Source organism: Methylomonas rapida (assembly GCF_024360925.2).
Classification (GTDB): Bacteria; Pseudomonadota; Gammaproteobacteria; order Methylococcales; family Methylomonadaceae; genus Methylomonas; species Methylomonas rapida.
Genome location: NZ_CP113517.1, coordinates 718,114 through 743,116 on the forward strand (window position 1 = coordinate 718,114; position 25,003 = coordinate 743,116).

The 25,003-nt window shown below is 52.9% G+C and carries 25 protein-coding genes and 3 tRNA genes; 19 read left to right on the top strand and 9 right to left on the bottom strand.

Annotated features, from left to right (window positions below):
- Positions 1 to 111 precede the first annotated feature (111 nt).
- From gltX to NM686_RS03445, 4 genes are all read left to right on the top strand, one after another.
- The gene (gene gltX / locus NM686_RS03430) at positions 112 to 1,506 is read left to right on the top strand and encodes a glutamate--tRNA ligase (RefSeq protein ID WP_255186490.1); all 1,395 of its coding nucleotides are present in this window, start codon (positions 112 to 114) and stop codon (positions 1,504 to 1,506) included.
- Between the two features lie 41 nt (positions 1,507 to 1,547).
- A tRNA-Ala gene (locus NM686_RS03435) sits at positions 1,548 to 1,623 on the top strand.
- 26 nt (positions 1,624 to 1,649) lie between these two features.
- A tRNA-Glu gene (locus tag NM686_RS03440) sits at positions 1,650 to 1,725 on the top strand.
- 56 nt (positions 1,726 to 1,781) lie between these two features.
- A tRNA-Glu gene (locus tag NM686_RS03445) sits at positions 1,782 to 1,857 on the top strand.
- Positions 1,858 to 1,954: 97 nt separating this feature from the next.
- Here NM686_RS03445 and purM read toward each other — a convergent pair.
- Entirely contained in the window at positions 1,955 to 2,998 is a 1,044-nt protein-coding gene (purM, locus tag NM686_RS03450; protein ID WP_255186491.1) for a phosphoribosylformylglycinamidine cyclo-ligase, read from the bottom strand.
- 87 nt (positions 2,999 to 3,085) lie between these two features.
- Between purM and NM686_RS03455 the strand changes: the two genes are divergently transcribed.
- Entirely contained in the window at positions 3,086 to 3,889 is an 804-nt protein-coding gene (locus tag NM686_RS03455) for a DUF2066 domain-containing protein (RefSeq protein WP_255186492.1), read from the top strand.
- Positions 3,890 to 4,076: 187 nt separating this feature from the next.
- On the top strand, positions 4,077 to 4,550 hold the full coding sequence (locus tag NM686_RS03460) for a hypothetical protein (RefSeq protein ID WP_255186493.1): 474 nt from the start codon (positions 4,077 to 4,079) through the stop codon (positions 4,548 to 4,550).
- On the opposite strand, the gene NM686_RS03465 is transcribed toward NM686_RS03460, so the two are convergent.
- From NM686_RS03465 to NM686_RS03480, 4 genes are read right to left on the bottom strand one after another with little or no spacing between them, the layout of a single operon-like run.
- Positions 4,544 to 5,008, bottom strand: coding sequence for a nucleoside deaminase (locus tag NM686_RS03465; protein WP_329959167.1), 465 nt, complete (start codon positions 5,006 to 5,008; stop codon positions 4,544 to 4,546). The two genes, NM686_RS03460 and NM686_RS03465, sit on opposite strands and share 7 nt — an antisense overlap.
- A gap of 2 nt (positions 5,009 to 5,010) precedes the next feature.
- A complete protein-coding gene (metA, locus tag NM686_RS03470) occupies positions 5,011 to 6,075 on the bottom strand; it encodes a homoserine O-succinyltransferase MetA (RefSeq protein ID WP_255186495.1) in 1,065 nt (354 codons plus the stop codon).
- Between the two features lie 11 nt (positions 6,076 to 6,086).
- Entirely contained in the window at positions 6,087 to 6,935 is an 849-nt protein-coding gene (locus tag NM686_RS03475) for an ATPase (protein ID WP_269022362.1), read from the bottom strand.
- A 10-nt stretch (positions 6,936 to 6,945) separates the two neighbouring features.
- A complete protein-coding gene (locus NM686_RS03480) occupies positions 6,946 to 7,248 on the bottom strand; it encodes a DUF6763 family protein (protein ID WP_255186497.1) in 303 nt (100 codons plus the stop codon).
- Positions 7,249 to 7,381: 133 nt separating this feature from the next.
- Here NM686_RS03480 and NM686_RS03485 point away from each other — a divergent pair, with 133 nt between their 5' ends.
- Positions 7,382 to 7,591: a SlyX family protein gene (locus NM686_RS03485; RefSeq protein ID WP_255186498.1), complete on the top strand. Its 210-nt coding sequence runs from the start codon at positions 7,382 to 7,384 to the stop codon at positions 7,589 to 7,591.
- A gap of 25 nt (positions 7,592 to 7,616) precedes the next feature.
- On the opposite strand, the gene NM686_RS03490 is transcribed toward NM686_RS03485, so the two are convergent.
- Positions 7,617 to 8,888: a D-alanyl-D-alanine carboxypeptidase family protein gene (locus NM686_RS03490; RefSeq protein WP_255186499.1), complete on the bottom strand. Its 1,272-nt coding sequence runs from the start codon at positions 8,886 to 8,888 to the stop codon at positions 7,617 to 7,619.
- 183 nt (positions 8,889 to 9,071) lie between these two features.
- Here NM686_RS03490 and glnE point away from each other — a divergent pair, with 183 nt between their 5' ends.
- Positions 9,072 to 11,942, top strand: coding sequence for a bifunctional [glutamate--ammonia ligase]-adenylyl-L-tyrosine phosphorylase/[glutamate--ammonia-ligase] adenylyltransferase (gene glnE / locus NM686_RS03495; protein WP_255186500.1), 2,871 nt, complete (start codon positions 9,072 to 9,074; stop codon positions 11,940 to 11,942).
- Positions 11,943 to 12,094: 152 nt separating this feature from the next.
- On the opposite strand, the gene erpA is transcribed toward glnE, so the two are convergent.
- Entirely contained in the window at positions 12,095 to 12,427 is a 333-nt protein-coding gene (erpA, locus tag NM686_RS03500; protein ID WP_255186501.1) for an iron-sulfur cluster insertion protein ErpA, read from the bottom strand.
- A gap of 177 nt (positions 12,428 to 12,604) precedes the next feature.
- On the opposite strand from erpA, the gene NM686_RS03505 reads away from it, so the two are divergent.
- From NM686_RS03505 to NM686_RS03515, 3 genes are all read left to right on the top strand, one after another.
- Positions 12,605 to 12,778, top strand: coding sequence for a hypothetical protein (locus NM686_RS03505; RefSeq protein WP_255186502.1), 174 nt, complete (start codon positions 12,605 to 12,607; stop codon positions 12,776 to 12,778).
- 202 nt (positions 12,779 to 12,980) lie between these two features.
- Entirely contained in the window at positions 12,981 to 15,158 is a 2,178-nt protein-coding gene (locus NM686_RS03510; RefSeq protein WP_255186503.1) for a methyl-accepting chemotaxis protein, read from the top strand.
- The gene (locus tag NM686_RS03515) at positions 15,155 to 16,051 is read left to right on the top strand and encodes an EAL domain-containing protein (RefSeq protein ID WP_255186504.1); all 897 of its coding nucleotides are present in this window, start codon (positions 15,155 to 15,157) and stop codon (positions 16,049 to 16,051) included. The genes NM686_RS03510 and NM686_RS03515 overlap by 4 nt, the downstream gene beginning before the upstream one ends.
- Positions 16,052 to 16,241: 190 nt before the next feature.
- On the opposite strand, the gene NM686_RS03520 is transcribed toward NM686_RS03515, so the two are convergent.
- Entirely contained in the window at positions 16,242 to 17,006 is a 765-nt protein-coding gene (locus NM686_RS03520; protein WP_269022366.1) for a L,D-transpeptidase family protein, read from the bottom strand.
- Positions 17,007 to 17,342: 336 nt separating this feature from the next.
- Here NM686_RS03520 and NM686_RS03525 point away from each other — a divergent pair, with 336 nt between their 5' ends.
- Complete coding sequence (locus tag NM686_RS03525) at positions 17,343 to 18,071, top strand: DUF4410 domain-containing protein (RefSeq protein ID WP_255186506.1); 729 nt, start codon at positions 17,343 to 17,345, stop codon at positions 18,069 to 18,071.
- Positions 18,072 to 18,885: 814 nt separating this feature from the next.
- Here the strand turns inward: NM686_RS03525 and NM686_RS03530 are convergent.
- Positions 18,886 to 19,701, bottom strand: a complete 816-nt coding sequence (locus tag NM686_RS03530; RefSeq protein WP_255186507.1) for an exodeoxyribonuclease III — start codon at positions 19,699 to 19,701, stop codon at positions 18,886 to 18,888.
- 331 nt (positions 19,702 to 20,032) lie between these two features.
- Here NM686_RS03530 and NM686_RS03535 point away from each other — a divergent pair, with 331 nt between their 5' ends.
- The 7 genes from NM686_RS03535 to NM686_RS03565 all read left to right on the top strand — a co-directional run bounded on the left by NM686_RS03535 (position 20,033) and on the right by NM686_RS03565 (position 24,995).
- The gene (locus NM686_RS03535; RefSeq protein WP_255186508.1) at positions 20,033 to 20,515 is read left to right on the top strand and encodes a hypothetical protein; all 483 of its coding nucleotides are present in this window, start codon (positions 20,033 to 20,035) and stop codon (positions 20,513 to 20,515) included.
- 163 nt (positions 20,516 to 20,678) lie between these two features.
- Complete coding sequence (gene hslV, locus NM686_RS03540; protein WP_255186509.1) at positions 20,679 to 21,245, top strand: ATP-dependent protease subunit HslV; 567 nt, start codon at positions 20,679 to 20,681, stop codon at positions 21,243 to 21,245.
- Between the two features lie 3 nt (positions 21,246 to 21,248).
- Entirely contained in the window at positions 21,249 to 22,568 is a 1,320-nt protein-coding gene (hslU, locus tag NM686_RS03545) for an ATP-dependent protease ATPase subunit HslU (RefSeq protein WP_255186510.1), read from the top strand.
- Between the two features lie 3 nt (positions 22,569 to 22,571).
- Positions 22,572 to 22,961 (top strand): gamma-butyrobetaine hydroxylase-like domain-containing protein, encoded by a 390-nt coding sequence (locus NM686_RS03550; RefSeq protein WP_255186511.1) that lies wholly within the window; start codon positions 22,572 to 22,574, stop codon positions 22,959 to 22,961.
- Between the two features lie 9 nt (positions 22,962 to 22,970).
- Positions 22,971 to 23,720 (top strand): bifunctional demethylmenaquinone methyltransferase/2-methoxy-6-polyprenyl-1,4-benzoquinol methylase UbiE, encoded by a 750-nt coding sequence (ubiE, locus tag NM686_RS03555; RefSeq protein ID WP_255186512.1) that lies wholly within the window; start codon positions 22,971 to 22,973, stop codon positions 23,718 to 23,720.
- A 37-nt stretch (positions 23,721 to 23,757) separates the two neighbouring features.
- A complete protein-coding gene (locus NM686_RS03560) occupies positions 23,758 to 24,351 on the top strand; it encodes a Uma2 family endonuclease (protein WP_255186513.1) in 594 nt (197 codons plus the stop codon).
- A complete protein-coding gene (locus tag NM686_RS03565) occupies positions 24,351 to 24,995 on the top strand; it encodes a ubiquinone biosynthesis accessory factor UbiJ (RefSeq protein WP_255186514.1) in 645 nt (214 codons plus the stop codon). The genes NM686_RS03560 and NM686_RS03565 overlap by 1 nt, the downstream gene beginning before the upstream one ends.
- Positions 24,996 to 25,003 lie beyond the last annotated feature (8 nt).

Consider the following 25,003-nt stretch of genomic DNA (forward strand, 5'->3'; position numbering starts at 1 on the left):
CGGCCTGGCTGTGGAATAATAATCAAAGCCGTTGATCTTGCCCTTTTTCTGCATGTCGGGCTTGTCATCGATGTAATTCGCGTAATGATTTTTAACAGTTAAGTAAGAATAATGAGTATAAGAACCCGATTTGCCCCGAGTCCTACCGGTTATTTACATGTGGGTGGCGCCAGAACAGCTTTGTTTTCCTGGCTTTATGCCCGTAAACATGGCGGAAAGTTTATTCTGAGGATCGAGGATACTGATCTGGAGCGTTCTACTCAGGAATCGGTCAATGCCATTCTGGAAGGCATGACTTGGTTGGGATTGGAGTATGACGAAGGACCTTTTTATCAAACCCATCGTTTCGATCGCTACAAGGAAGTGATTCAGCAGTTACTGGATCAGGGTGATGCCTATTATTGCTATTGCAGCAAGGAAGAGTTGGAAGCGCTACGCGAACAGCAAATGGCCAATAAGGAAAAACCGCGTTACAACGGTAAATGCCGGCATGGGGCCGAAGGCGAAGGCGAGCGGGTGATACGTTTCAAGAATCCGGAAAGCGGCGATGTGATCATCGATGATCTGGTCAAGGGGCGCATCGTGGTCGCCAATAAGGAGCTGGACGATTTGATCATTGCCCGATCAGATGGTACGCCGACCTACAACTTGACGGTAGTGGTCGATGATATGGACATGGGGGTTACTCACGTGATTCGCGGTGATGACCATGTCAATAATACACCTCGGCAGATCAATATCTTAAAGGCGTTGGGCGCACAGTTGCCTGTCTATGCGCATGTGCCGATGATCTTGGGTTCGGATGGCGCGCGTTTGTCCAAGCGTCACGGTGCTGTCAGCGTGATGCAATATCGCAACGATGGTTATTTGCCAGAGGCTTTGTTGAACTATCTGGTGCGCTTGGGCTGGTCTCATGGCGACAAGGAGTTGTTCAGCATCGATGAAATGATTCAATTGTTCGAGCTGGAAAAAGTCAATGTTTCTGCATCGACTTTCAACACCGAAAAGCTGTTGTGGCTGAATCATCAATACATCATGAACAGCGATCCCGCTCATGTCGCGCATCATCTGAGCTGGCATCTGGGCGAGCGTGGCATTGATCCAACCACGGGGCCGGCTTTGATCGATGTGGTCAAGGCTCAGCGCGAACGCTGTAAAACGCTGGTCGATATGGCCGAGCAAAGCCTGTATTTTTATCGCGATTTCGAGGAGTATGACGAAAAAGCCGTGAAGAAAAATTTCAAGGCTGGGGTCGATGATATTTTGCAACATCTTTGGGGCCGCTTCGATGCGGTCGAGGATTGGCAGCCGGAAATATTGCATCAGGTCGTGCTGGATGGCGCCGAACAACTGGAGCTGAATCTGGGCAAGGTAGCTCAGCCCTTGCGGGTGGCGGTGTGCGGTAGTGGAGTGTCTCCGGCCATCGATGTGACACTATATCTGTTGGGCAAGGAGAAAACCTTGGACAGAATTGCCCGGGCGATAGAATTTATAAAAAATAGCTAGACAGAATAAAAAAAGACTGTATAATGAGCAATCTCAACTACGGGGCCATAGCTCAGCTGGGAGAGCGCTTGCATGGCATGCAAGAGGTCAGCGGTTCGATCCCGCTTGGCTCCACCAAAGTAGTTGATAGTTTATCGTCCTGTGTCCCCATCGTCTAGTGGCCTAGGACACCGCCCTTTCACGGCGGTAACCGGGGTTCGAACCCCCGTGGGGACGCCAAATCATTCAATGCATAAGCGATAAATCAAATATTGCAGCATGCTGCACCGGTCTTAGTCCCCATCGTCTAGTGGCCTAGGACACCGCCCTTTCACGGCGGTAACCGGGGTTCGAACCCCCGTGGGGACGCCAAATCGAAAAGCCGCTTTCTATTGCCAGAAAGCGGCTTTTTTTTGCCCATCGTTAATGCGAAACTCACCCAGCATCAGTAGCTGGGTGTTGTGCGCGCTTAAACGTAAATGACGCTTTTGCTGTCCGTTGTTTCAACGATCTCGCCAATGCTGAATGCCGTTTCGCCTTGCTGATTGAGGCTGGCCAAGGTTGCCGCTTCGTCGGTCGCATCCACGCAGACTATCATGCCGATGCCGCAGTTGAAGGTGACCAGCATGTCGGCTAACTCGACATTGCCTTGCTGTTGCAGCCAAGCGAAAATATCCGGCATCTGCCAGGCCGATAAATCGATTTTGGCGCTCAAGCCTTGCGGCAGCACGCGCGGCAAGTTTTCGGTGATGCCGCCGCCGGTGATATGGGCCATCGCGTGTACGTCGACGGTTTTTAGCAATTCCAGCAAAGGCTTGACGTAAATGCGGGTTGGCGTCAACAGCGTTTCGCCTAAGGGTTTGCCATTGACCTTGTCGGTCAGGCTCAAGCCGCTACGCTCGATGATTTTGCGGATCAGTGAATAGCCATTGGAGTGAGGGCCGGAAGAGGCGATGCCGATCAGTTTGTCGCCGGCCTTGACCTTGCTGCCGTCGATGATACGGGCTTTTTCGACTATGCCGACGCAAAAACCAGCCAAGTCGTAATCGCCCTCGCTGTACATGCCGGGCATTTCTGCGGTTTCGCCGCCCACCAATGCAGCACCGGCTTGTTCACAGCCCTTGCCTATGCCTTCGATGACTGCGGCGGCAGTGTCGACGTTCAGTTTGCCGGTGGCGAAATAATCCAGAAAGAACAAGGGTTCTGCGCCTTGTACGACGATGTCGTTGACGCACATCGCCACGAGATCGATGCCGACGGTATTATGCAGATTCAAATCCAGTGCCAGTTTCAGTTTGGTGCCGACGCCGTCGGTGCCGGATACCAAAACCGGATTTTTATAGCGGTCCAAAGGCAATTCAAACAGCGAACCAAAGCCGCCGAGTCCGGCCATCACGCCGGCATTGCGGGTTCTGGCCGCGATGGGTTTGATGCGGTCGACCAAAGCGTTGCCGGCTTCGATATCGACGCCCGCGCTCTTGTAATTCAGGCGATCTTGCTGTTGTGAGCTCAATGGGGGCCTCTTGCTAAAGTTAAGATTGAAACAACCGATATTGTACTATATTCCAAATTCATGCACCGTCAGGGTAGTTCTCGAGCAATGATTTTTACCAAGGGAAAAACAGCGTTTCTGCTGGCTTCGTTATTGGCGTTTTTGCCTGTCAATGCCGTGTTGGCGGTAGAAGTGCAAGGTCTTTACGAAATTGAACTGATTGCGAGGAGTCAATCGCCGGAGGATAGGGAAACGGCAATCAAGCAAGCCTTGTACGGTGTATTGAGTCGGGTCATCGTGGCGGAAGATATTTCCAAAATTCCGGCTGTTCAACAGATGTTGAGCGGTGCGATGCATTACGTCAAACAGTTCCAGTATTCCTTGATTGCCGCCAACGAATATTCCGACAGTGATGCGCGCTTGATTCGGGTTGAGTTCGACCAGGATCAATTATTGGAAGTGATGCGCGCCAGTCATGTGGGGGTATGGAGTGAAATTCGGCCGCAAACCCTGGTTTGGTTGGTCGTGGACGAAGAGGGCAAGCGGCAGTTTTATAATCCTGATGTCATGCCCGATTTCGAAAACGCACTGACGCTGGCCTCCAAAGTCAAAGGGGTGCCGGTGATATTTCCGATGCTCGATCTGGAGGAGCAGCAACGAATTTCCGTCAGCGAAGTATTGGGGGCCGACTCCAGGAACCTGCTCAACGTTTCCGCGCGTTATGAAGTGCCGGCCGTAATGTCGGGTCGGGTCGTCAGAAAGGATCAATGCTGGCAGGGCGAATGGGCGTTTTATTTCGATGGCAAAATCAAACAATGGAACAGCGAATGTCTGCCGATGAAGGCGGCCATTGCCGAAGGCATGCAAGGCGCTTACAACGTGTTGTCCAACTACTATGGGGTTAAGCCGTAGCCCTCTTTTATGGTTTTGCAATAACGTGTGGCTGGGATGTCTTCTCGCAGTCTGATAGGCCATTCCGGGCGCGAATTAAATGGCGTATTGTAAACAGCACACGATTTTTGCGTTGAATTGTCCAGAAAAACTGATTAGAGTTTGGCCGATTGGATGCATAAATAGAACAATAAACAAGAGGCCTATCATGAAATTATCCAACCTTTGGAAAAGCGCATTCCTATTGACCATTTTGCTTGGTGCTCAGGCTGCAATGGCGGTTACTCCGGAAGAAGAGGCGGAGAAAAAGTGCATTAAACCCAAGTTTAGGGATTTTTCGCCTGCCCCAAAATCCGAGGTGATGCCAGAATCGGAGATTTCTTTTCATATCAATCGCCACGCTGATCCCAATCACATTAAGGCAAGTGCAAAAACGATTCCGTTAAAGTTGACTGTCGCCGATAAAAAGACTTTTTACTATGTCAAAGCCAAGTTGCCGGCGGAATTGACCGAAGGATTTGCCCGGATTCATGTCGAAGCCAAGGCGGCGGAAGGCGAATGTATCGGTCAAGATGGTTGGCTGATCAAAGTCAAAGGACAGGGCGCCTCCGCGGCAGCGGGCGAACAAGCCGTGGAATCGGCCAAGGATAGTCCTGCCGCGAAGGCGGAAACTGCTCAATAACGGATCTTGGTTTCCAGCCGGTTCCAGGCTTCAAACGGGGAATCGGCTTCGGGAATCTTGAGATAATGCATCGCGATATTGCGCAGGGCCGGTTTCTTGGGAATCTCGTCGTAGATGAAACTATCGTCGAAACCTGCAGCGGCAGCATCGAAGCGATTGCACGCGTAATAAACGTCTTTCAATCTCGCCCAATAGATTGCCCCCAGACACATCGGGCAGGGTTCGCAACTGGTATAGAGCGTGCAATCAGGTAGCTGAAAGTCCCCTGTTTGCTGGCAGGCGAGGCGTATCGCCATGATTTCGGCATGCGCGGTGGGGTCCAGATTCGGCGTGACGCGGTTGGCGCTGCTGGCGATGATGCGTTGATCTTTCACCACGATCGCGCCGAACGGGCCGCCGCCGTCGGCGACGTTTTGCCGAGCCAAATCAATCGCATATCGTAAAAATTCGCTGTGCATGTTCATAAACTCAGTGGATTGTTGGGATCGACTCCGTCCATGAACGGCAGGCGCCGGTCTTCATTGGTGATCTGATAGACCTTGCCCAGCCAGTTGTTGAATACGGCTTTGGCCGAATCACGCCAGGTAATATCCAGATGTTCGACGATTTGCGCTTCCGGCATCGGTTGCAACGTGGCGCCGCTGGCTTTGGCCGTCATGACGTGTTCGGCGTAGCCGGCCAATAGTTGATGCACGTAAGCGTCGAAATAGTGGTCGGGATAGGGGGGGTAATCGTCCCGTTCGCCGTTGTAAAAGCGGAGCACTTCTCGCTTGTATTCCTTTAGCAAGCTAATGTCGTCGTATTCCGGGTGGCCCTGGAAAAATACGATGCGAAAGCCATCGGGGCTGACCGCTAAGTGTACGCCGGCTTCTTCGCTGACGACCAGCACCTTCAAACCCTGTTTTTCCATGTCGCTTTGAAATATTTCGTTGAAGCGCGAATGCGGTACGTCGAAACGGGTGTTGGTTTCGGCAACCAGAGGGTGCTGCCTATCGACGACTTTATGCGAAAAAACCCCCCAGCGTTTGGCCGGCAAGCGCGTGCGCTCGATGCCATAACAGCTTTGAATCAAGGCGTGCGTGGCCAGACAGGAGCACAATATCGATGTGACATTCTGTTTGGCCCATTCAAAGACCTCGGTCAAGGGGTGCCAGAAGGGTTCGTTTTGCAAATGCTCGTGGGTGACATTGGCGCCACTGATGATCAGCGCATCGAGTCCATCCCGTTTGATTTGTTCGAAACTTTCGTAATATTTTTGAATGTGTTCCCGGGCGGCGGGGCTGCGCTCCAAGCCTTCTATCGTGAATGGATGGACATGGAATTGTGCAATCTGATTGCAGGCGCCGACCAGCCGGAAAAATTGGCGCTCGGTGGCTTCCAGCGCCGCATCCGGCATGATGTTCAACAAGCCGATGTGCAATTCGCGTATCGACTGGTGTTCGGCTCGATCCGGCGTAAGAATTTCCTCGCCTTCTTCATGCAAACGTCTGAAGGTGGGTAAATCGGTGTGGGCGACTAACGGCATGGCTTTACTCGTTAAGCGTCGTGGCGTGCAATGGCGCGCGCAATCAATTGAATGAAATCGTCTTCGGTCTGTACTTTGGCGACATCATCACCATCCACGGTATAACCATACTGGGCGGCGATGGTTTCGTAGCGCGGCACGCGCGCCTTGAACAATTCCGGAAACACCCAGCTGACGAACTCATCCGGCGGAATTTGATCGGTGGAGTCGTAATTCCGTTCACGCATGAACTGGGCTAATTTTTCCTCGACGAATTCGGGACGATAATACAGTGGCTTGGGGTCTTTTTTGGCTCTATCGATGATGGTTTGTTCCAATGCCGGTGGAATCTTGATGTAGACGATCAAGGTATGTTTGGCCAGCGTTTCCAAAACCTCGGGGCAGTCGAGTTCGCAGACGCTGCCACCGGCGTCGTTGATGAAATGCTTGTAGCCATAAATCCTTTCGGCCTTGTGAATGAACTCGGGCACATCGTTCATCGCCGCGATCTCAGCCTGATGATGCAGGGCTTGGCGGCGTTTGAATTCGGCCAAAGTCAGTCCGCCCTTGCTCGGATCGCCTATTTTTCCCAGGAAACTGGACACGGGGGATAGATTGTCGACCGTGATATTGCTGCAGATATAGATGGAATCGGATTTCAGCAAATCGCGCAAGAACGGTACGCCCATCGCTTGTTGCTTGATGTTGTCGAGTATGGGTTCTTCCAGGTATTTGGTGCCGATTCGGTAATCGCCGGAATAATGAAACCACTTGTCGCGGGGTAGTTTGCTGGATAGCGTGGTTTTGCCGGCGCCTGACATGGCCAGCAGGGTGATGCTCTTGGATTCCCAGTCCAAAAATTCTTGCGGGGTCATTCTCATAAAAAACTACTCAATCCAAATAATCGCTGATATCCAAATCTTCCTGATCCGGTCGGGCATGGCGGTCCGGGTCGGTATAACCCAAGTCGTCGACTTCGATGTCATCGAAGGGCGCGCTCCAATCTTCCGGATCTTCGATATAGTCAAAAGTCGACGCATACCAGGCATCGTTGTCGTATTCGCCCAAGTCGCCATTGGCATATTGCACTTCAATGGTGTCATCGGTACTGTCGATTGCCACGACCTTGAAGGTCAGGTTGTTTTCAAAGTCTTTATACCAGCGGCCTATGACCGGGTCTGTAATGGTTGTCATCGTCGCATCCTCGCTGTGGTTGATGGTGGCGGCTATCATAGCCGAGTTTATTCGGGCCGTGTAAACCCACGGCAAAAATTGCCGGGCAATTTCCATTAGAATGTTCGCAATCTATTTTTACCCAAAGCAGGCTATGAGCGAAGAACGCATTATCGAACTGGAAATAAAACAAGCCTATCAGGAAGATTTGATTCAGGCATTGAATCGGGTGGTAGCCGATCAACAAAAACAGATCGGCAAATTGGAAGAAACCTGCAAATTGCTAAATGACAAGATCAAGAGTCTGGCAATGGCCGAGCGTAATCCAATGTCTGCGATTGACGAAAGGCCGCCGCATTATTGAACGGCGGATCAAGCGGTTGCTTTGGTCAGGCGTTACCCGGCAACAACGTGCATTCAAACCCTCTTGAGCGCAGTTTTTTGCAATAGGATCTGGCCTCGTTTTGATCGAGACCGCTCCATTCGGTGCGCCACAGTTGCTTACCCTTGATCTTTTGCCTGACGACTTGAGGTTGTCCACTGTTACCCGTCGCTCCCAAAACATGGCGGGCTTTTTTTAGTTCGACATCGGCGTCGGTTTTACGGCGGTGATCGCCCAGCATGACGGCCCAATCGGAATGAGATGACTCGACTCTGGCATATCTGCTTTTAACCGAACGTTTAGCCGCTTGTCGAGAAGGGTGGTTGGGACGGATATCGATGGCCTCGGAACTGCCGGAACCACTGTCGGCGCCCATTTGCTCCGCGCTACCGGCGCAGCGATTCGACGATAACTGAAACGGCGGCGGCTCGTAGCTGGCGTCGACCAATTGTTCGACTCGCATGCCCGCGACACCCGCTTGGGCTTTTTCAAAGCCCAAATCCAGTAAATTGCCCATTTGCTTGAAACGTTCCGCGCTGCTGTGCGCCCCAAGCAATACGCCGATCAGGCGGCGGCCGTCACGCTTGGCGGAGGCAATCAGGTTATAACCCGAGCCGCAGGTAAAGCCGGTTTTCAAGCCGTCGGCATCCGGATAGGTTTTCAAAATCTTGTTGGTATTCGGCAGCACCCGGCCTTTGTAGGCAAATTCGGTCGCCGAAAAATAGCGATAATATTGCGGAAAATCCCGTATCAACGCGGCGGACAACAAGGCCAGGTCGCGGGCGCTGCTGATCTGGCCTTCATCGGGTAAACCGCTGGCATTGTGAAAGGCGCTGCTATACATGCTCATGCTGTGCGCTTGTTGCGTCATCATGGACGCAAAATTGGCCTCACTGCCGCCAAGTCGTTCGGCCAATAACACGGCTGCATCGTTGGCGGAGCGGGTGGTCACGGCCATGATGGCGTTTTCGACGCTGATACTCTGCCCGCGGCGCAGACCCAATCTGGAGCTGGGTTGCCGCGCCGCATGCGCCGATACGGTCAACATTTCGTTCAGCCGCAGGCGCCCCGCTTCAATTGCCTGGAAGGTCATGTAGATGGTCATGACCTTGGTCAATGAAGCTGGATACCAGCGATGAGCCGCCTCGACTTCATGTATGACTCGGCCGGTGTCTGCGTCCATGACGATTGCCGCATAACGCGCGGAAGCAGACAGGCTGTGAGAGAGCAGGAATGCGAGGGACAGCAGGCGTAGGGTTTTCTTCGGGACAGCGTTCAATGTGTTAAATCTCTGCAGATTAATGACCTAACGGTTGAGTCTGCCATTTAAACAGAATTATCGCCGGCAAAAAAGCCCCAATTTGCATCGAAACGCCATTGTTTTGCCAAGGCACGCAACATTAGGGCCTATTGAACAGTTTAGGTATCATTGGCGGTTTAGTCGTTACCTCGGAAGTTGCCCATGCCTCTCAAGACCTTGCTAGTCCAACATGCCGCGCATGTCCCGGAAACCTTGCAAAGCGAAGCCTCTGTGTTGGTCGAGAAATTGGAAGAGAAACTGACGCCCGAGGATTGGAGTGTTTTCGATAACGCACTATTTTGCAACTCCGTCTTGAAGGTTTGCAGCTGCAGTCAATTCGTCGGTGAAAGTTGGTTGCGCGACCCCGGCATGATTGCCGATTTGGTTCGGTCTGGCGACTTGTTCTCGCCGCTGCGCCGCGAAGCCTATCTGTCCGTACTGCAGGCTGAAACCTACGATGGCGAAGCGATGCTAGCCCGCCAATTGCGCTTGTTCCGGCGCAGGGAGATGGTGCGTATCGCTTGGCGCGATCTGGCGGGATGGGCGGATCTCGACGAAACCCTGCTGGATTTGACGGCGTTGGCCGAGGCCTGTATTCAAACCGCGCTGGATTTTTTCTATCGGCAAGCCTGTCAGCGTTGGGGGACGCCAACACTGGCCAATGGCAGTCCCTTCAATATTGTCGTATTGGGGATGGGCAAGCTCGGTGCCTGGGAGCTGAATTATTCGTCCGATATCGATCTGATTTTTGCCTATGCCGAAGACGGGATTTTGACCGAGAAAAAGGAAATCACTTATGGCGAGTTTTTTACTCGCGTCTGCCGGTCGCTGGTGAAAGCGCTGGATGAGATCACCGTCGATGGTTTTGTCTTTCGCACCGACGTGCGCCTGCGGCCGTTTGGTGATAGTGGGCCCTTGCTGATGAATTTCGAAGGCATGGAACACTATTATTTGACCCAGGCCCGCGAATGGGAGCGTTACGCGATGATCAAGGCGCGGCAAGTAGCGGGAGATTTCGAAACCGGTAAACAATTGGCGGCGATGATCAAGCCTTTCGTCTACCGGCGTTATCTGGATTACGGCGCCTTTGAGGAGCTGCGCTCATTGAAGTTTCAAATTACTCAGGAGTTGAAGCGCAAGGACAGGATGGAAAACATAAAGCTTGGACCGGGCGGTATTCGGGAAGTGGAATTCATCGGCCAGGCTTTCCAATTGATTAGGGGAGGGCAGGAACACGCCCTGCAACAGCGGGAAATACAAGTCATACTCGAAGCCTTGGAAGAGCTGGAACTGATGACCAAGGACGATGTGGCGACGCTCAAGTTTGCCTATCGTTTCCTGCGCCGGGTGGAGAATCACATTCAGCAATACCAAGACAAACAAACCCACGACTTACCGAAGAGTGAGCTGGTGCAACAGGTTCTGGCCTATTCGCTGGATTTCGAGAATTGGGATGATTTCAAGCGAACGCTGGACGATGTTCGAGACAGTGTGCATGCCATTTTCGATCAGGTGTTTTCGCTCAGCGAACAGGACAATCAACAATTGGCTACCCGTTCGGTTTGGCTGGGGAACGACGAGGAGCAGGCGCTGGAAATCCTGGCCGATTGCGGTTTTGCTAATGCACAGGCCATGTATGACGCCATTTTGAATTTCAAGACCTCACATGCGATCAAACGCATGACCAGCAAGGGCGCGGCGGTGTTGGACAGGTTGATGCCGTTGTTGATCGAGCGAGTGCCGCGCGTCGACAATCCGGATGTAGCCTTGAGCCGGATTTTGCATTTATTCGAGGCCGTGGCTGGCCGCAATGTCTATTTGTCCCTATTGGCGGAGAATCCGGATGCGCTGACGCAATTGATCAACTTGGCTTCCGCCAGCCAATGGATTTGCGACTATTTGGCCTTGTATCCGATTTTGTTCGATGAGTTGCTCGATCCGATTGCCTTGTTCGAACCGCTGAAAAAAGCCGACTTGAGCCGCGACTTACAGCGTGAATTGAGCAAACTCGATCCTCACGACAGCGAACAGTTGATGATCGCGTTGCGGCAATTCAAGCATCAGAACGTGCTGCGGGTGGCAGCGGCCGACATCATGGGCGTGATTCCGGTGATGATCGTCAGCGATTGCCTGACCTGGATCGCGGAAGCCATTCTGGGGCACGTGCTGGAGCGCGCCTGGCAAATGCTCAGCGAAAAACATGGCTGTCCGCCCGGTACCCGAGCCGAAACCGCCAGCCGATTCGGCATCGTCGGCTTCGGTAAGTTCGGCGGCATCGAGCTCGGTTATGCTTCCGATCTGGATTTGGTGTTTTTGTATGATTGCGCCGATGCCAATGCAATGACCGATGGCGACAAGCCGATCAATAGCGGGCAGTTCTATCTGCGTCTTGGGCAAAAGATTCGGCATATTTTGGATACCAAAATGTTGTCGGGTGTACTGTACGAAGCCGATTTACGCCTGCGTCCCAATGGCGATTCCGGTTTGCTGGTGACGCATATCCAATACTATGAAGACTATCTGCGGGAAAGCGCCTGGACTTGGGAGCATCAAGCCCTGGTTCGCGGCCGTTTCGTGGCTGGTGATCCCGTGTTGAAGGCCCAATATGAGGCGATACGCACGCGCATTCTGGCGTTGCCGCGCGATGTGGCCAAGTTAAAGCAGGAAGTGCGGGAAATGCGGGAGAAAATGCGGGAAAATCTGGCCAGCAAGCAGGCTGACGTGTTCGATCTAAAGCAAAGCAAGGGCGGTATCGCCGACATCGAATTCATCGTGCAGTTTGGTGTGCTGGCCGAAACCGCCCGCAATCATAGTCTGGCCACCTATACCGATAACGTGCGCTTGTTGGAAGGGTTGGCGGCGCATGGCTTCATCGGCGCCGATGATGCGACGACATTGAAAAAGGCTTATTGCGCCTACCGCGATTACGGCCACCATCAAGTGTTGCAAGGCGAAAGCGCGATGGCGAAAGAGGATGAATTTGCCGAATTGCGCGCGCAAGTGGATAGGATTTGGCAACAGTTCATGGAATGAGAGTTCGGCAAAGCCCTCATGCGCCAGGGGACGGTCGAGTGAGTCATTGTGGGAGCGACGCACCGTCGCGATAAATGGCTTCAATTCGCGGCTATGCATCGCTCCTACAAGTAACTTTTATTTGCCGGGGCGATGCCGAGCCTTCATGACGGTTAGGCTGAAAACGACGAGCCGCAGCCGCAAGTGGTCGTGGCGTTGGGATTGCGGATCACAAACTGGGCACCACTCAGGTCTTCTTTGTAATCGATTTCGGCGCCTTGCAGATACTGAATGCTCATCGAATCGATCAACACCGTCACGCCGCCTTTTTGAATCTGCGTGTCGTCGTCATTGACCTCTTCATCGAAGGTAAAACCGTACTGAAAACCCGAGCAGCCGCCGCCGGTGATATAAACCCGAAGCTTCAGGTTGTCGTTGCCTTCTTCCTGGATCAAACCTGCTACTTTGCTTGCTGCGCTATCGGTAAAAACAATAGGATCGGCCATGAAAAGTCTCTATAAGTGGTTGAAAAAAAATAATTATGATTTTACCTAGTATTTTAATCAAGATTTTTCGGCTTGGCTATCGGTAAGTTTTATTGGTTGATTTCGCCCGATGCAATTCTGTATTTTCTTGAGCTTCAATACGTTTATACATCCCCAAAAACACAGAAGGAGTGCGCCATGAACGCCACCCATTGGGCCAGAATCAAATGTTTCATCGTGTTGTTCATTTTCATGATCATCAGCATCGGCCCAATTCCAATCACCAGCAGCATAGGCCTGTATGTGGTTGTTTTTCGGCCCCTGTGGTTCAAAAAACTGGTTGAAACCGTCTATGCCGACAAGGTTGGCTGACGGCTGAAATACTGCTTTTTTATGCACCAACATCGTGCGAATTGACGCACCAATCCTGAGCGCCGATGTCGGGTGTATTCGAATCAGTGGCCAAGGTAAGTAATTGCTTGATCATAAGAAGTTGTAACTAAAAAACTTATTCGATCTGGTCCTGAGTTTGCTTTAGCTGGCACGATTAGATTCAAGCTACAAGGACTCAGGAATGTTGAAAAGTGCCACGATGAATTTATCCACTCAGGAAAAGTGTTGGCTTCCCTGGTTTGGAAAAACCGGTGCCCTGGCGATGCGCTGGGCGACTTATATCAACCGCCGCCGTTATGCAGTGCTGGAACAAACCTTTGAAGGGATCGCCGCTACGCGAGTGAATATCTTGACCAGTTGGGCGCAGCAGCAATGGGCTTTTCTGGAGGGGGTTTCCGCAGAAGTGATACGCGAACTGCCGCGGCCATCCACTGCGTTTTTGCAAGCCAAATTGACGCAAGCTCCAGATTTTTCTGAGCTATTCGTCATTGACGCCCAAGGCCGCGTGCTGGTTTCTAGTTTGGCGAGTCGTAAGGATAAGCAAGATTTAGCACCACAGGCTGTCGCCTCGGGTTTGCAGGGGCGGTTTTTGCACGGCCCCTATATCGATCAGACTACCTTGGACATTGGCCCTTCCAGCTCCCGGTTTCACGATGCCGTGACCTTGATGTTTTATCTGCCACTGCAGAACCAAGGCAAAGTGGTCGGCTGCTTGTGTGGCAGGGTACCGAACGATGTCTTGGGTGATCTGATTCAGCGCGAGGCCGGGCATATTTTCATCGAGTCCGGCGACAATTATTTGTTCATGGTCAAATCGGCTTTCGATCCCAGTATAAGACCCGGTACCGCCCTGTCGCGCTCGCGCTTCGAGGACAGCGCTTTCAGTCTGGGAGACAATCTGAAGCAAGGGGTGCGGACGGCCTTTGGTATCGTGCGTGTCAGACGGCATACGGAACTGGAGTTGATATTCACCGATCCCGCCACCGGACAACTGCATCCCGGCGTTCGCGAAACCATCCGCCGCGGCGAAAACCTGTTCGTCACCTATCCGGGCTATTCGGACTACCGCCACATTCCGGTGATAGGCAAGGGCGTTACCTTCGTGATGCCGGGATCGCGGGATATTTGGGGCATGATGTGCGAAGCCGATCTGGAAGAGGCGTATCGCTTCCGTTCGGTCAATTACCGGATGATGCGCGTCTATCTGGCGATAAGCTTTTCGAGCTGGCTGATTGCCAGCGGTGTTGGCTATGGCATGCGGCTGGGTGTAATACCCGCGTCGTTGCTGCAGTTGGGCTTGTTGGCTTTGGGCGCGTTGGCATTTTATCGCTTCGGCTTGAGTCCAATGACGAAGCGCCTGCGAACCATGGCGGGTGTGATACGTGGCCTGGCGGAAGGCGGCGGCAATCTGGCGCAACGCTTCGAGCGCAAGGAAGCGGCCGCGGACGAGCCGGCCGTGATGGCGCAATGGGTCAACAGTTTCATCGATAATCTCGATGGTACGGTCAGCCGCGTGATTCATGCCACCGATGAGATGAGCGATAGCCAGTCGAGGATGCTGGAACGTAATCAAGAAGCCAGCGTGGCGACCGGGCAAGTGCTGGATGCGGTGCAAGACATTCTCAATTCACTGAGGCAACAAATGCGGGATATCGATTCCGCGACCCAAGCCACAGCCGACATTCGCGGCGCCATGCAGCAAGCCGTGGAAAACGCACATCAGCAATTTGACATGGTCAAGCAGCGCACACAAGGCATTCGCCATTCCATCGAGCAATCCTCGCAAACCATACGCCGACTCGGTCAGAGTACCGAACTGATCGGCAAGATCGTCAAGGTCATCAACGATATCGCCGACCAAACCAATCTGTTGGCCTTGAATGCGGCGATCGAGGCGGCGCGCGCCGGCGAAGCAGGACGCGGCTTTTCTGTCGTGGCGGACGAGGTGCGCAAGCTGGCGGAACGTACCGGTATGGCAACGCACGAAATCAGTCAAATGATAGGCACTGTGCAGATTCAGGCGCGCGAAGCCGTGCAAATCATGGAAAACGGCGCGGCCGGGATGGAGGAAGGCTTGCGTCTGGCCGAGGAGGTGGCGGCCGACAATACCGGCATGCAGGAGATTGTGGAGCGTATGTTCATGCTGATTCAGAGCATTGCCGAAAGCGCCTACAGCTATGGCGCGCGCGTGCAGGGCGTGGCGGCGATGACCGAGTCGATGCGCGAAGCCCTCGATGAACTCAATTTCAGCGTCGCGCAATCCAGACAGACGTCGCAGAAATTAAAGCATTTGGCCAGTCAGTTCCAGGTGACTCAGGTGCAGCAAAGGTCCGTGATGCGTCGTGTCGGCGTGTCATGAGTTTGCCTGTTACAGCGCTGCAGCAGGTAAGTCGGGCCTTGGTGCCGGGGCTTACCGGCATGGTTGGCCACCATGCAGATTTGACGCTACACAGCGCATTTCAACCTATCCTTGATCTCCGTGACGGCCGGAACATCGGGTTCGAAGGATTGGTGCGGGTACTGCGCGCCGAAGGCGGTTCGGTCACGCCGTTGGCCTTGTTCGATCTGGCCCGGGATGAAGCGGAACTGGTCCATGTGGACAGGCTCTGCCGGGCCTTGCATGTTTGCAATTTTGTCAGGTTGGACGCGGGGGATGGGCTGTTATTTTTGAACGTCAATCCCGTGGTCAGTATTCGTGGCCGGTTTTTTGGCCCGTTTTTCGAGGAGTTTCTGAGTCAGGTGGGTTTGCCGCCCGAGCGGGTGGTGATCGAAATCTTGGAAGGCTCGGTATTGGATGACCAACAGCTGGCGGATTCGATAGCCTTTTACCGGGAGCGAGGCTGCCTGGTGGCCATCGATGACTTTGGGGTTGGTCACTCCAATTTTGGCCGCATCTGGCAGATCAAACCCGACATCGTCAAACTGGATCGTTCCATGCTGACATTTGCCCGCGCGAATGAATGCGCGCGTCGGGCCTTGCCCAGTCTGGTCACAATCCTGCGTGAAGCCGGCTGCCTGGTCATCGTCGAAGGTGTCGAGGATGAATTCGAGGCCATGCTGGCGTTGGAATCGCGCGCCGATTTTGCCCAGGGTTACTACTTTGGTTTTCCTGCGGTCGTGCCGAATGCCCAAACGGCGACAGCTAAATGGCGCGCCTTGCTTGAACGTTCCGAGGGGACGATGGCGGAAGTGGTGGCGAGAGCCTGCCGAGATGTTGGCGAACTTGGGACCCGGCTGCGCCAATCGGCATGATCCCTGTGAAGCCTCGGTTTGCAGGCGTGCGTAATCGTTTCAGAAACACATGTTCGTCTGCAGCCAGTTTTTTTCGTGTCCGTATAAGCGGGGTTGTCGCTGTTAAAGTTGGCGTACTTGGCGAGCAGGGAATATGGTTCGATTGTGTACTTTATTCTGCGGTAAAGACCGTATTGACGGGGTTTGCGGGTTATAAGCCGATTTTTGCCGACTTCATCGCAGGGCTAAGGGTGTTTATTTCGTGTGAGATCAGAGAATAAAGCTCCCGGGTCCATTCCGGTTGTTGAGGGGCGGCCTCCAGGGCGAAGCGTCTGGGGTCGTGCGGCGCAATCACAACTTTCACGTTTTCGGCTCCCACTTGCGCCGTGAGGACGAAAAGTTCCTCTATTGCTTCATCGCCCATGGCGAGACAACCAATGGATTTGTCTTGGCCATGGATAAAAATATCCGAACCGGGGTTCGTGCGTCCTTCCTGCCGGGCATGGAAAAGGTCGAATTCATTGGGGTAATTGATTTTCATCGACAAGTGGTAATGACTGTTGGGATTCAGGCCCTCGATGCGGTAAATTCCCTCTGGAACCTGCTTGTCCCCTTGGCGTAATTTGGGGCCGCTCATGCCGCTGGCGGCCTGGATGTCGTAGTTGCGGATGAACTGAAAATCGCCATTGTCTCTAGCCCAGAGCTCCAGTTTCCTTTCCTGTTTAAGGGCAACGAAAGTAACTTCTTTCGGGGGATAGGAAACCTTGGCCTTGGCGAAATGAGGTTTGAGTTTGTTCGCCGCGTAGGTGCCGTAAATTTGCAAAATGTCGTCCACGGTTCTTTCACCGAGCGGCGGCGGTGGCAGAGGATACAGGTTTCGGCTGGCCTGGGCTTGAGGTTTAATGGCAGGCGGGATGGTCTTGTGGGTAACCTGCTTGTGGCTGGAGCAGGCACCGAGCAATTCCGCCAAGGCCAAGATGGCAATGATTTTGACGCTTGATTTCATACAGTACGCTTGAAACGAAGTGGAGACCGCAATAGTTTAGCAGGCTGTCGAAACTCAATCTCATGTCTTAGGCTTTCGTCCTCGGCCTTTAATTTTAGCGAATAGCCCGGATGGTGCTTGCGAAACCACAAGCGAATGTCGTTATGCGAGTCATGGTCTAAAATTGTCGCTTGGATTTGCCGCCGGAACAGGAAGGCCGTGCTCGGATGATTGTCGAATGAGTTAGCAACCGTGCCGTGAATGATTACACTCAGTGTGAGAAATAGAGTCATGATTACAAATAATCCTATATCGCGGCGAAGCCTTATGCACTGGCTTGTTGGCGGGTTGGTGCTGACATGCGCAACCCTGGGTTGCCAGACGCATTCAGCCTCCGATAAGGCTTTGGGCGCGGTTGAGATTCGGAATGAACAGCTGAAAGCCCCATGGCCAGACGCGCGGCCGACTATTGTGTATGTCTGCGACTTTAGTCTGGACGCTGCCAATTTCAAGGAAAACCAAGGCATCGGCGACAGGTTGCCCGGCCAGAGGTTGCAGCGGCTTGAGCAGCATTTGCCTCTGTCGATGGCGAATTCCGACCCTGGGCAACAGGTTGAAAAAATCGTTGCCGAGATGAGTCAAAATTTGATCAAAAGCCTGAAAGACAAAGGTTTCATGGCGGAGCGGCTTGCTAATCCAAATATCTCCCTGTTGCCTCGCGCCGGCTGGTTGCTGCAAGGCGTGTTTACCGAAGTGGATGAAGGTAATCGGTTGAAACGCGCCACGATCGGTTTCGGCCAAGGGGCAACCCACATGGAGGTTCAGATTGCCGTCAGCGACTTGGCCAGTGCCAACCCGCGAGAACCCTTCATTGTGTTTGGCACCGTCAAAGACCCCAAGAAAATGCCTGGTGCCATCGTCAGCATGAACCCCTATGTGGCGGCTGCCAAGTTCGTGATGGAGAAAAATGCCACGGAAAAAGACATCAAAAAGACGGCTGAACAAATCGTCGAGGAAATGCTGAAAAATTTCGCATCCGCCAGCAAACCCAGATGACGCATCCTGTCAGTTAAGGTGGGAGTTGGCGGAAACCGGGGCAAATGCGGCTTGGATTATTTCGAATTTAGCTGCGTTGCATACGGGATACTCGCTGCCTATTCCAAAAGTTAATCAAAACCAGTTAGAAATTTGAAATTTAGAGCAATTTTTGTTTACTTGAGATCATGCATCGCTAGCAAGCAAAGGCTATTCATAAGTTAAATGAAGCCTGAATCCTTGGCTTCAAGGCTTAAAATCGTAACTTCTCAATAAGTCAAGGCAACAATAAAATCAAAGATTTATGCGCCGAGAATTGTGGCTTCTTGTCGTTTTTTTGAGCTCTCGACACCAAAGATCAATGACTTACAGAGCGAGCTTTTGCCACGAGCGAATAAAAACCCATTTTTTGTGATCGTAAGTCATTCTTTATTAAAGGTGCCGTGACTTATTGAGAAGTTACTTGAAATGGCTATAACCTATTGAAATATAATGTAAAACACTGTTTTTGTGATTTCGCCTAAGGCATTTGAAAAGTCACATGTATTCAATGGCTTATAGGTGAAGTCACGGATTCATGTGAAATCCTTGATTTTAACTACCGGATAATTGCTCTAAGATTTTCAGTTTTCTATTTCATCCAAAGCGAAGTTAGGAGTTTCAACCAAAATGCTTTTACTTGGCGTGATAAATACTTTGTTTGGACGTAGAAATAATATCCGGTAGTTAGCCATATCTATACTCATCATTTCTGGATCAGAATAGCCTTGGCAAAACAATACCGATTCGTTCTCAATGGGAGTTCGGTAGGGTACGCACCGCGTACCTTCGGTTTTCAATCGGTTAAAAATCGCTCGGATACGTCACAATCAACGCTAGGCCAGGTATAGTCGATGATCAATGGCGCATGGTCGCTGAAGCGCTGGTCTTTATAGATCTGGCTGGCAAGCGCGGTGGCGGCCAGAGCGGGCGTGGCGATTTGATAGTCGATGCGCCAGCCGACATTCTTTTCCCGTGCCTGGCCGCGATTGCTCCACCAGGTGTAGCAGGCTTCGGTGGCGTCGGGATGCAGGCGACGGTAGACGTCTATCCAGCCTTGCTCGTCCAGTACCTGGCTAAACCAGGCTCTTTCTTCCGGTAAAAAACCGGAGTTTTTCTGATTGCCGCGCCAGTTTTTCAAGTCTTCCTTGCGGTGGGCGATGTTCCAGTCGCCGCAGATCAGTACTTCGCGGCCGCTGGCCTTGAGTTCCGCCAGATGCGGATAGAAACGTTCCAGCACGCTGAATTTCATGGCCTGCCGTGCTTCGCCGCTGGAGCCGGACGGCAGATACAGGGAAATGACCGATAAATTGCCGAATTGCGCTTCCAGATAGCGCCCTTCTGCATCGATGTCGGCATGGCCCAAACCTTCGATCACGGCGTCCGCGGGTCGTTTGCTGTAAATGCCCACGCCGCTGTACCCCTTTTTTTCCGCGTAATGAAAATAACCGAAGTAGTCGCCCGGTTGCCGCATTGGCTCGGTCATGTTCGTCGCCTGAGCCTTGAGTTCTTGCAAGCAGACGATGTCCGCGTTTTGTTGGTTTAGCCAGTCGTAAAAGCCTTTGCTGGCGGCGGAGCGGATGCCGTTCAGGTTGAGTGAAATGACGCGCATGGGGAATGGAGGTTATTGAAATGGCTGTCATTCTATCGAATTGGTGCGTTGCTTGTGCCTGGCAACGCGGAATGCGGGGGCCGAAAGCCGAGGATGCACCCGCATTCCGTTCCATTCCATTTGGGGCGCTAGCCATGGAATTGGTTATGCCAGAAATGTAACAGGGGAAAAGCAAGAGACCCGGGGTTAAACGCTACACGGTGCCATCCTAATTGGCAGACCAATTCGAAGATTACCTGTCTCGGATTCGCCTTGGACGCGCAATTTTAGTTGCCGGCAACAGCGATTCAGGTCCAGTATTGTGGCACTTCTCCCTGCCCGGATAAACGTCATGAAAAAGCTGTTACTGACCCTGCTTGCCATTTTGCTGATTGTGGAAGAATGGCTTTGGGACTTCCTCTCGGCCTGTGGCCACTATATGGCTTTGCTGTTGAGGCTGGAAAGTTTTGAACGGTGGCTGGTGCAAACTTCGCCACCCTTGGCTTTATTGGCGTTCACAATTCCGATTTTGATCGTTACGCCGATCAATCTGGTGGCGTTGTCCTTGTTGTTAAATGGTTTGTTGTTGCAAGGGATTTTGCTGGAGCTGTTCGCCAAATTGCTCGGCACCTTGCTGGTAGCCAGGGTGTTTAGTTTGACAAAGCCGCAGTTGCTGACTTTCGCCGTGATCGCGGTCATTTATCACAATGTCACAGGTTGGTTACGCTGGGCTCATGCCAAAATCGTCGATACCGAGATATACCGCTGGTCACGACAGGTCAAAGCCCAAGTAAAGACCAAGATCAAAGAACTATTGAGATGGGCGCAGCCCTAGAAACCATTATGCTCCCGTCATGTCCGGCAGACGCTACTCCAATGCCATCGGGTGTCACGGTGCTATCGGGTGAAATTGCGTTACCTGATAGCAGTTTATTGGGGTTTTGCCGCTGGCTCATGTAAAATCCCGCTTCTTTATTCGAATTGAGCAGTTATAAGCCATGAGCATAGAACTAAGAGGTACCACGATTCTGGCCGTGCGGCGTGGAGACAAAGTCGTTATCGGCGGTGACGGTCAGGTGACTTTAGGTAATACTGTCATGAAAGGCAATGCCCGCAAGGTCAGAAGACTGTATCACGACAAAGTCATTGCCGGTTTCGCGGGCGCTACCGCCGACGCGTTCACCTTGTTCGAACATTTCGAAGGCAAGCTGGAAAAGCATCGCGGTAACTTGATGCGCGCGGCCGTGGAAATGGCCAAGGACTGGCGCACCGATCGCGCCTTGCGCAAACTCGAAGCCTTGTTGATTATCGCCGACGCCAAATCCTTGTTGACGATTTCCGGTAACGGCGATGTGATCGAACCCGAGGGCGATTTCATGGCCATCGGTTCCGGTGGCGCGTTTGCCCAGAGCGCTGCGCGCGCTTTGCTGGAAAATACCGAACTCAGCGCGCGCGAGATTGTCGAAAAGGCCTTGAACATTGCCGCCGACATTTGCATTTACACCAATCACAATTTGCGTATCGAAGAATTGGCGACCGAAGCGGTAGCGCCGGAGAAAGAATAAGTTATGAGTCAAATGACCCCCAGAGAAATCGTCAGCGAACTGGACAAACACATCATCGGCCAGGCCGAGGCCAAGCGTTCGGTGGCGATTGCGTTGCGCAACCGCTGGCGCCGCAGTCAGGTCGCGCCTGAGCTGCGCGACGAAATCACGCCGAAAAACATTCTGATGATAGGCCCGACCGGCGTCGGCAAGACCGAAATCGCCCGCCGCCTGGCCAGATTGGCCAATGCGCCGTTCATCAAGATCGAAGCCACTAAATTTACCGAAGTGGGGTATGTTGGCCGCGACGTGGAATCCATCATTCGTGATCTGGTCGATACCGCGGTCAAGATGACCCGGATGTCGGCGATGGAAAAGGTGCAAAACCGTGCTGCCGACGCCGCCGAGGATAGGGTATTGGATATTTTGTTGCCGCGCGCCGAAGGCGGTATGTTGTCGGAAACCGAGGCATCGACCCGGCAGAAAATGCGCAAGAAATTGCGCGAAGGCGATCTGAACGACAAGGAAATTGAAGTCGATGTCGCCGCGCCATCGGTGGGCGTGGAAATCATGGCGCCGCCGGGCATGGAAGAAATGACCAGTCAGTTGCAGGGCATGTTCCAAAATCTCGGCAGCGGCCGCACCAAAACCCGCAAGCTGAAGATCAAGGATGCCTTGAAATTGTTGCAGGAAGAAGAAGCCGCCAAACTGGTCAACGAGGACGAAATCAAGCAAATGGCCGTGGATGCAGTCGAGCAGCATGGCATCGTGTTTCTGGATGAAATCGACAAGATTTGCAAGCGCGCGGAAATGGGCGGCGGTGAAGTGTCCCGCGAAGGCGTGCAGCGTGACTTGCTGCCGCTGGTCGAGGGCAGCACGGTCAGCACTAAATACGGCATGATCAAGACCGACCATATTCTGTTCATCGCTTCCGGGGCGTTTCATCTGACCAAGCCGTCCGATTTGATTCCCGAGCTACAGGGCCGTTTTCCGATTCGGGTTGAATTGAGCGCGTTGAGTGCCGATGACTTCGTGCGCATCCTGACCGAGCCCGATGCGTCGTTGACCGAGCAATATCAGGCGTTGCTGGCGACCGAAGGCGTTATGGTCAGTTTCACCGAAGATGGCATCAAGCGTATCGCGGAACTGGGTTGGCAGGTCAATGAAAGCGTGGAAAACATTGGCGCCAGACGCTTGCACACCATATTGGAAAAACTGTTGGAGGAAATCTCTTTCAACGCACCGGACATGCCGGATAAAACCGTCAGCATCGATGCTGCCTATGTCGATGCCCATTTGGGCGAACTGGCGGCCGACGAAGATTTGAGCCGCTATATCCTGTAAACCATGCGCCTGAAAATTACCCCTTGCGGTCACCTGCCGACCGAAATCAAACTGCATCAGGTATCGGCGCTGCTGGAAGTGCATTTCGACGATGGCAGCATCTTCGAAATGCCGGCCGAATATCTCAGGGTCTATACCCAGTCCGCCGAAGCGGTGGGGCACGGCCCTGGCCAGGAAACCCTGCAAATCGGCAAGGAAGACGTCACGATCACCGATGTCCGGCCGGTCGGCAATTACGCGATTGCGTTGACCTTCAGCGACGGCCATGACAGCGGTATTTATTCCTGGGATTTACTGTACAAGCTGGGCTCGGAATTTCCGTTGTTGTGGTCGCAATACCTGGAAACTCTGAAGGCGGCCGGCATCAGCCGTAAATCTTCTCTACAACATTAAAAGTTCATCATGACCCAAGACAACACTACCCATTTCGGTTTCAAACAAGTTCCCAAGCACGAAAAAGTCGCCCTGGTGCGCGGCGTGTTCGATTCGGTCGCCAGTCAGTACGATTTGATGAACGATTTGATGTCGCTCGGTATCCATCGCATCTGGAAACGCATCGCGGTGCAATTGGCCAATGTGCGCGAAGGCGATTCGGTATTGGATCTGGCCGGCGGCACCGGCGATCTGACCGCGTTGTACGAAAAGCGCGTCGGCTCCAAAGGGCAGGTGGTGCTGGCCGACATCAACGCGGCGATGCTGCGCACGGGGCGCGATCGCTTGATCAACCGCGGCCTGGCCGGCAACATCCGTTACGCCCAGGTCAACGCGGAATGTCTGCCGTTCGCCGACAATACCTTCGACTGCGTGACGATAGGCTTTGGCCTGCGCAACGTCACCGACAAGGATGCGGCCTTGCGTTCGATGTATCGGGTATTGAAACCGGGCGGCCGCGTGATCGTGCTGGAGTTTTCCCATCCGATCGATCCGATCACCGAAAAAGTCTACGATTTTTATTCGTTCAATTTGCTGCCGAAAATCGGCGCCGTGGTGGCCAAGGACGAAGACAGCTACCGCTATCTGGCCGAATCGATCCGCATGCATCCCAAACAGGATGAACTGAAACGCATGATGGAAGAAGCCGGGCTGGAACGCTGCGAGTATTTCAACATGACGCAAGGTATCGTCGCCGTGCACCGGGGTTATAAGTTTTAACCCTAGCATGGGTTTTGGTAATCACGGGAGACGCATCATGCCATTGAAACACGCGCACGACTTCATTAGCGAGGCAGAGTATCTGCAAGGCGAAATGCTGGCGGAGATTCGCCATGAGTATATCGATGGTGAAGTATTTGCGATGGCGGGTACCAGTCGAAACCATAATATCCTGACTGTTAATGTAGCCAGGTTACTGGGGGATGTTACGGCTGACGGTCCCTGTTTTACCTTTTCGTCGGAAATCAAAGTCAGAACCGAACGTTGTTTCTTTTATCCCGATGTCATGGTGGTCTGCGACGATGATGATGGCGATGATTATTACACCGAAAAACCGAAACTGATCGTCGAGGTCATGTCCAAATCAACGCGGCGCATGGACAAAACTACCAAACTGGCGGCTTATAAAACCCTGCCCAGTTTGCTGGAATATGTGTTGATCGAGCAGGATCACGTCGAAATCGAAATATTCCGCCGCTCGCAAAACTGGTTTGCCGAGCATTATTTTCTGGGCGACGCGCTCGAACTCGAATCGGTCGGCTTGACCGTCTATGTGGCCGACATTTACCGCCGGGTCGACAACGAAGACATGCGCGACTACCTACAACAATTGCAAGAGCAGGCCAGCTGATGCTCAATGATTTTCTGCAAATCAAGCCCTTGCTGATTGCGGCCCTGGAAACCGCATTGAATGCCTATCTGACGCTGGACGATCGCCTGGAAGAGTATCTGGCGCCGATGGCCGGCAAGGTGCTTGCCGTGCATATCACGCCGTTCGATGAAACCCTTTATCTGGCTCCGGCGCATGACCGTATCCAAATGCTGGAAAATTATGCCGGCGAGGTCGATGCCCGTCTGAGCGGTTCGCTGTCCGCCTTGGGCTTGATGGGGTTTAGTTCGACGCCGATGCGCTCGCTGTTCAAGGGCGAAGTTAAAATCGAGGGCGACACCCAGCTGGCGCACAAAGTGCAGCGCTTGTTCGAGAAACTGGACATTGATTTCGAAGGTAAACTGGCTCGCTACACCGGGGAAACTTTTGCTCAACGCTTGACCGGCTTTTTTCGCGGCGGTCGGGATTGGACCCAACAGGCCTTGACCAGTTTTCGCTTGAATCTGGAAGAGTTTCTGCAAGAAGAAACCCGCGATTTGCCCGCTAAGGCCGAAGCCGAGTTGCTGTTCCAGGACATCGATGCCTGTCGTTCCGATGCAGATCGCTTGGTCGCGCGCATCGAACGACTGCAGACTACCATCGATCAGCTCCCCTCATCCAAATAAACCTCGCC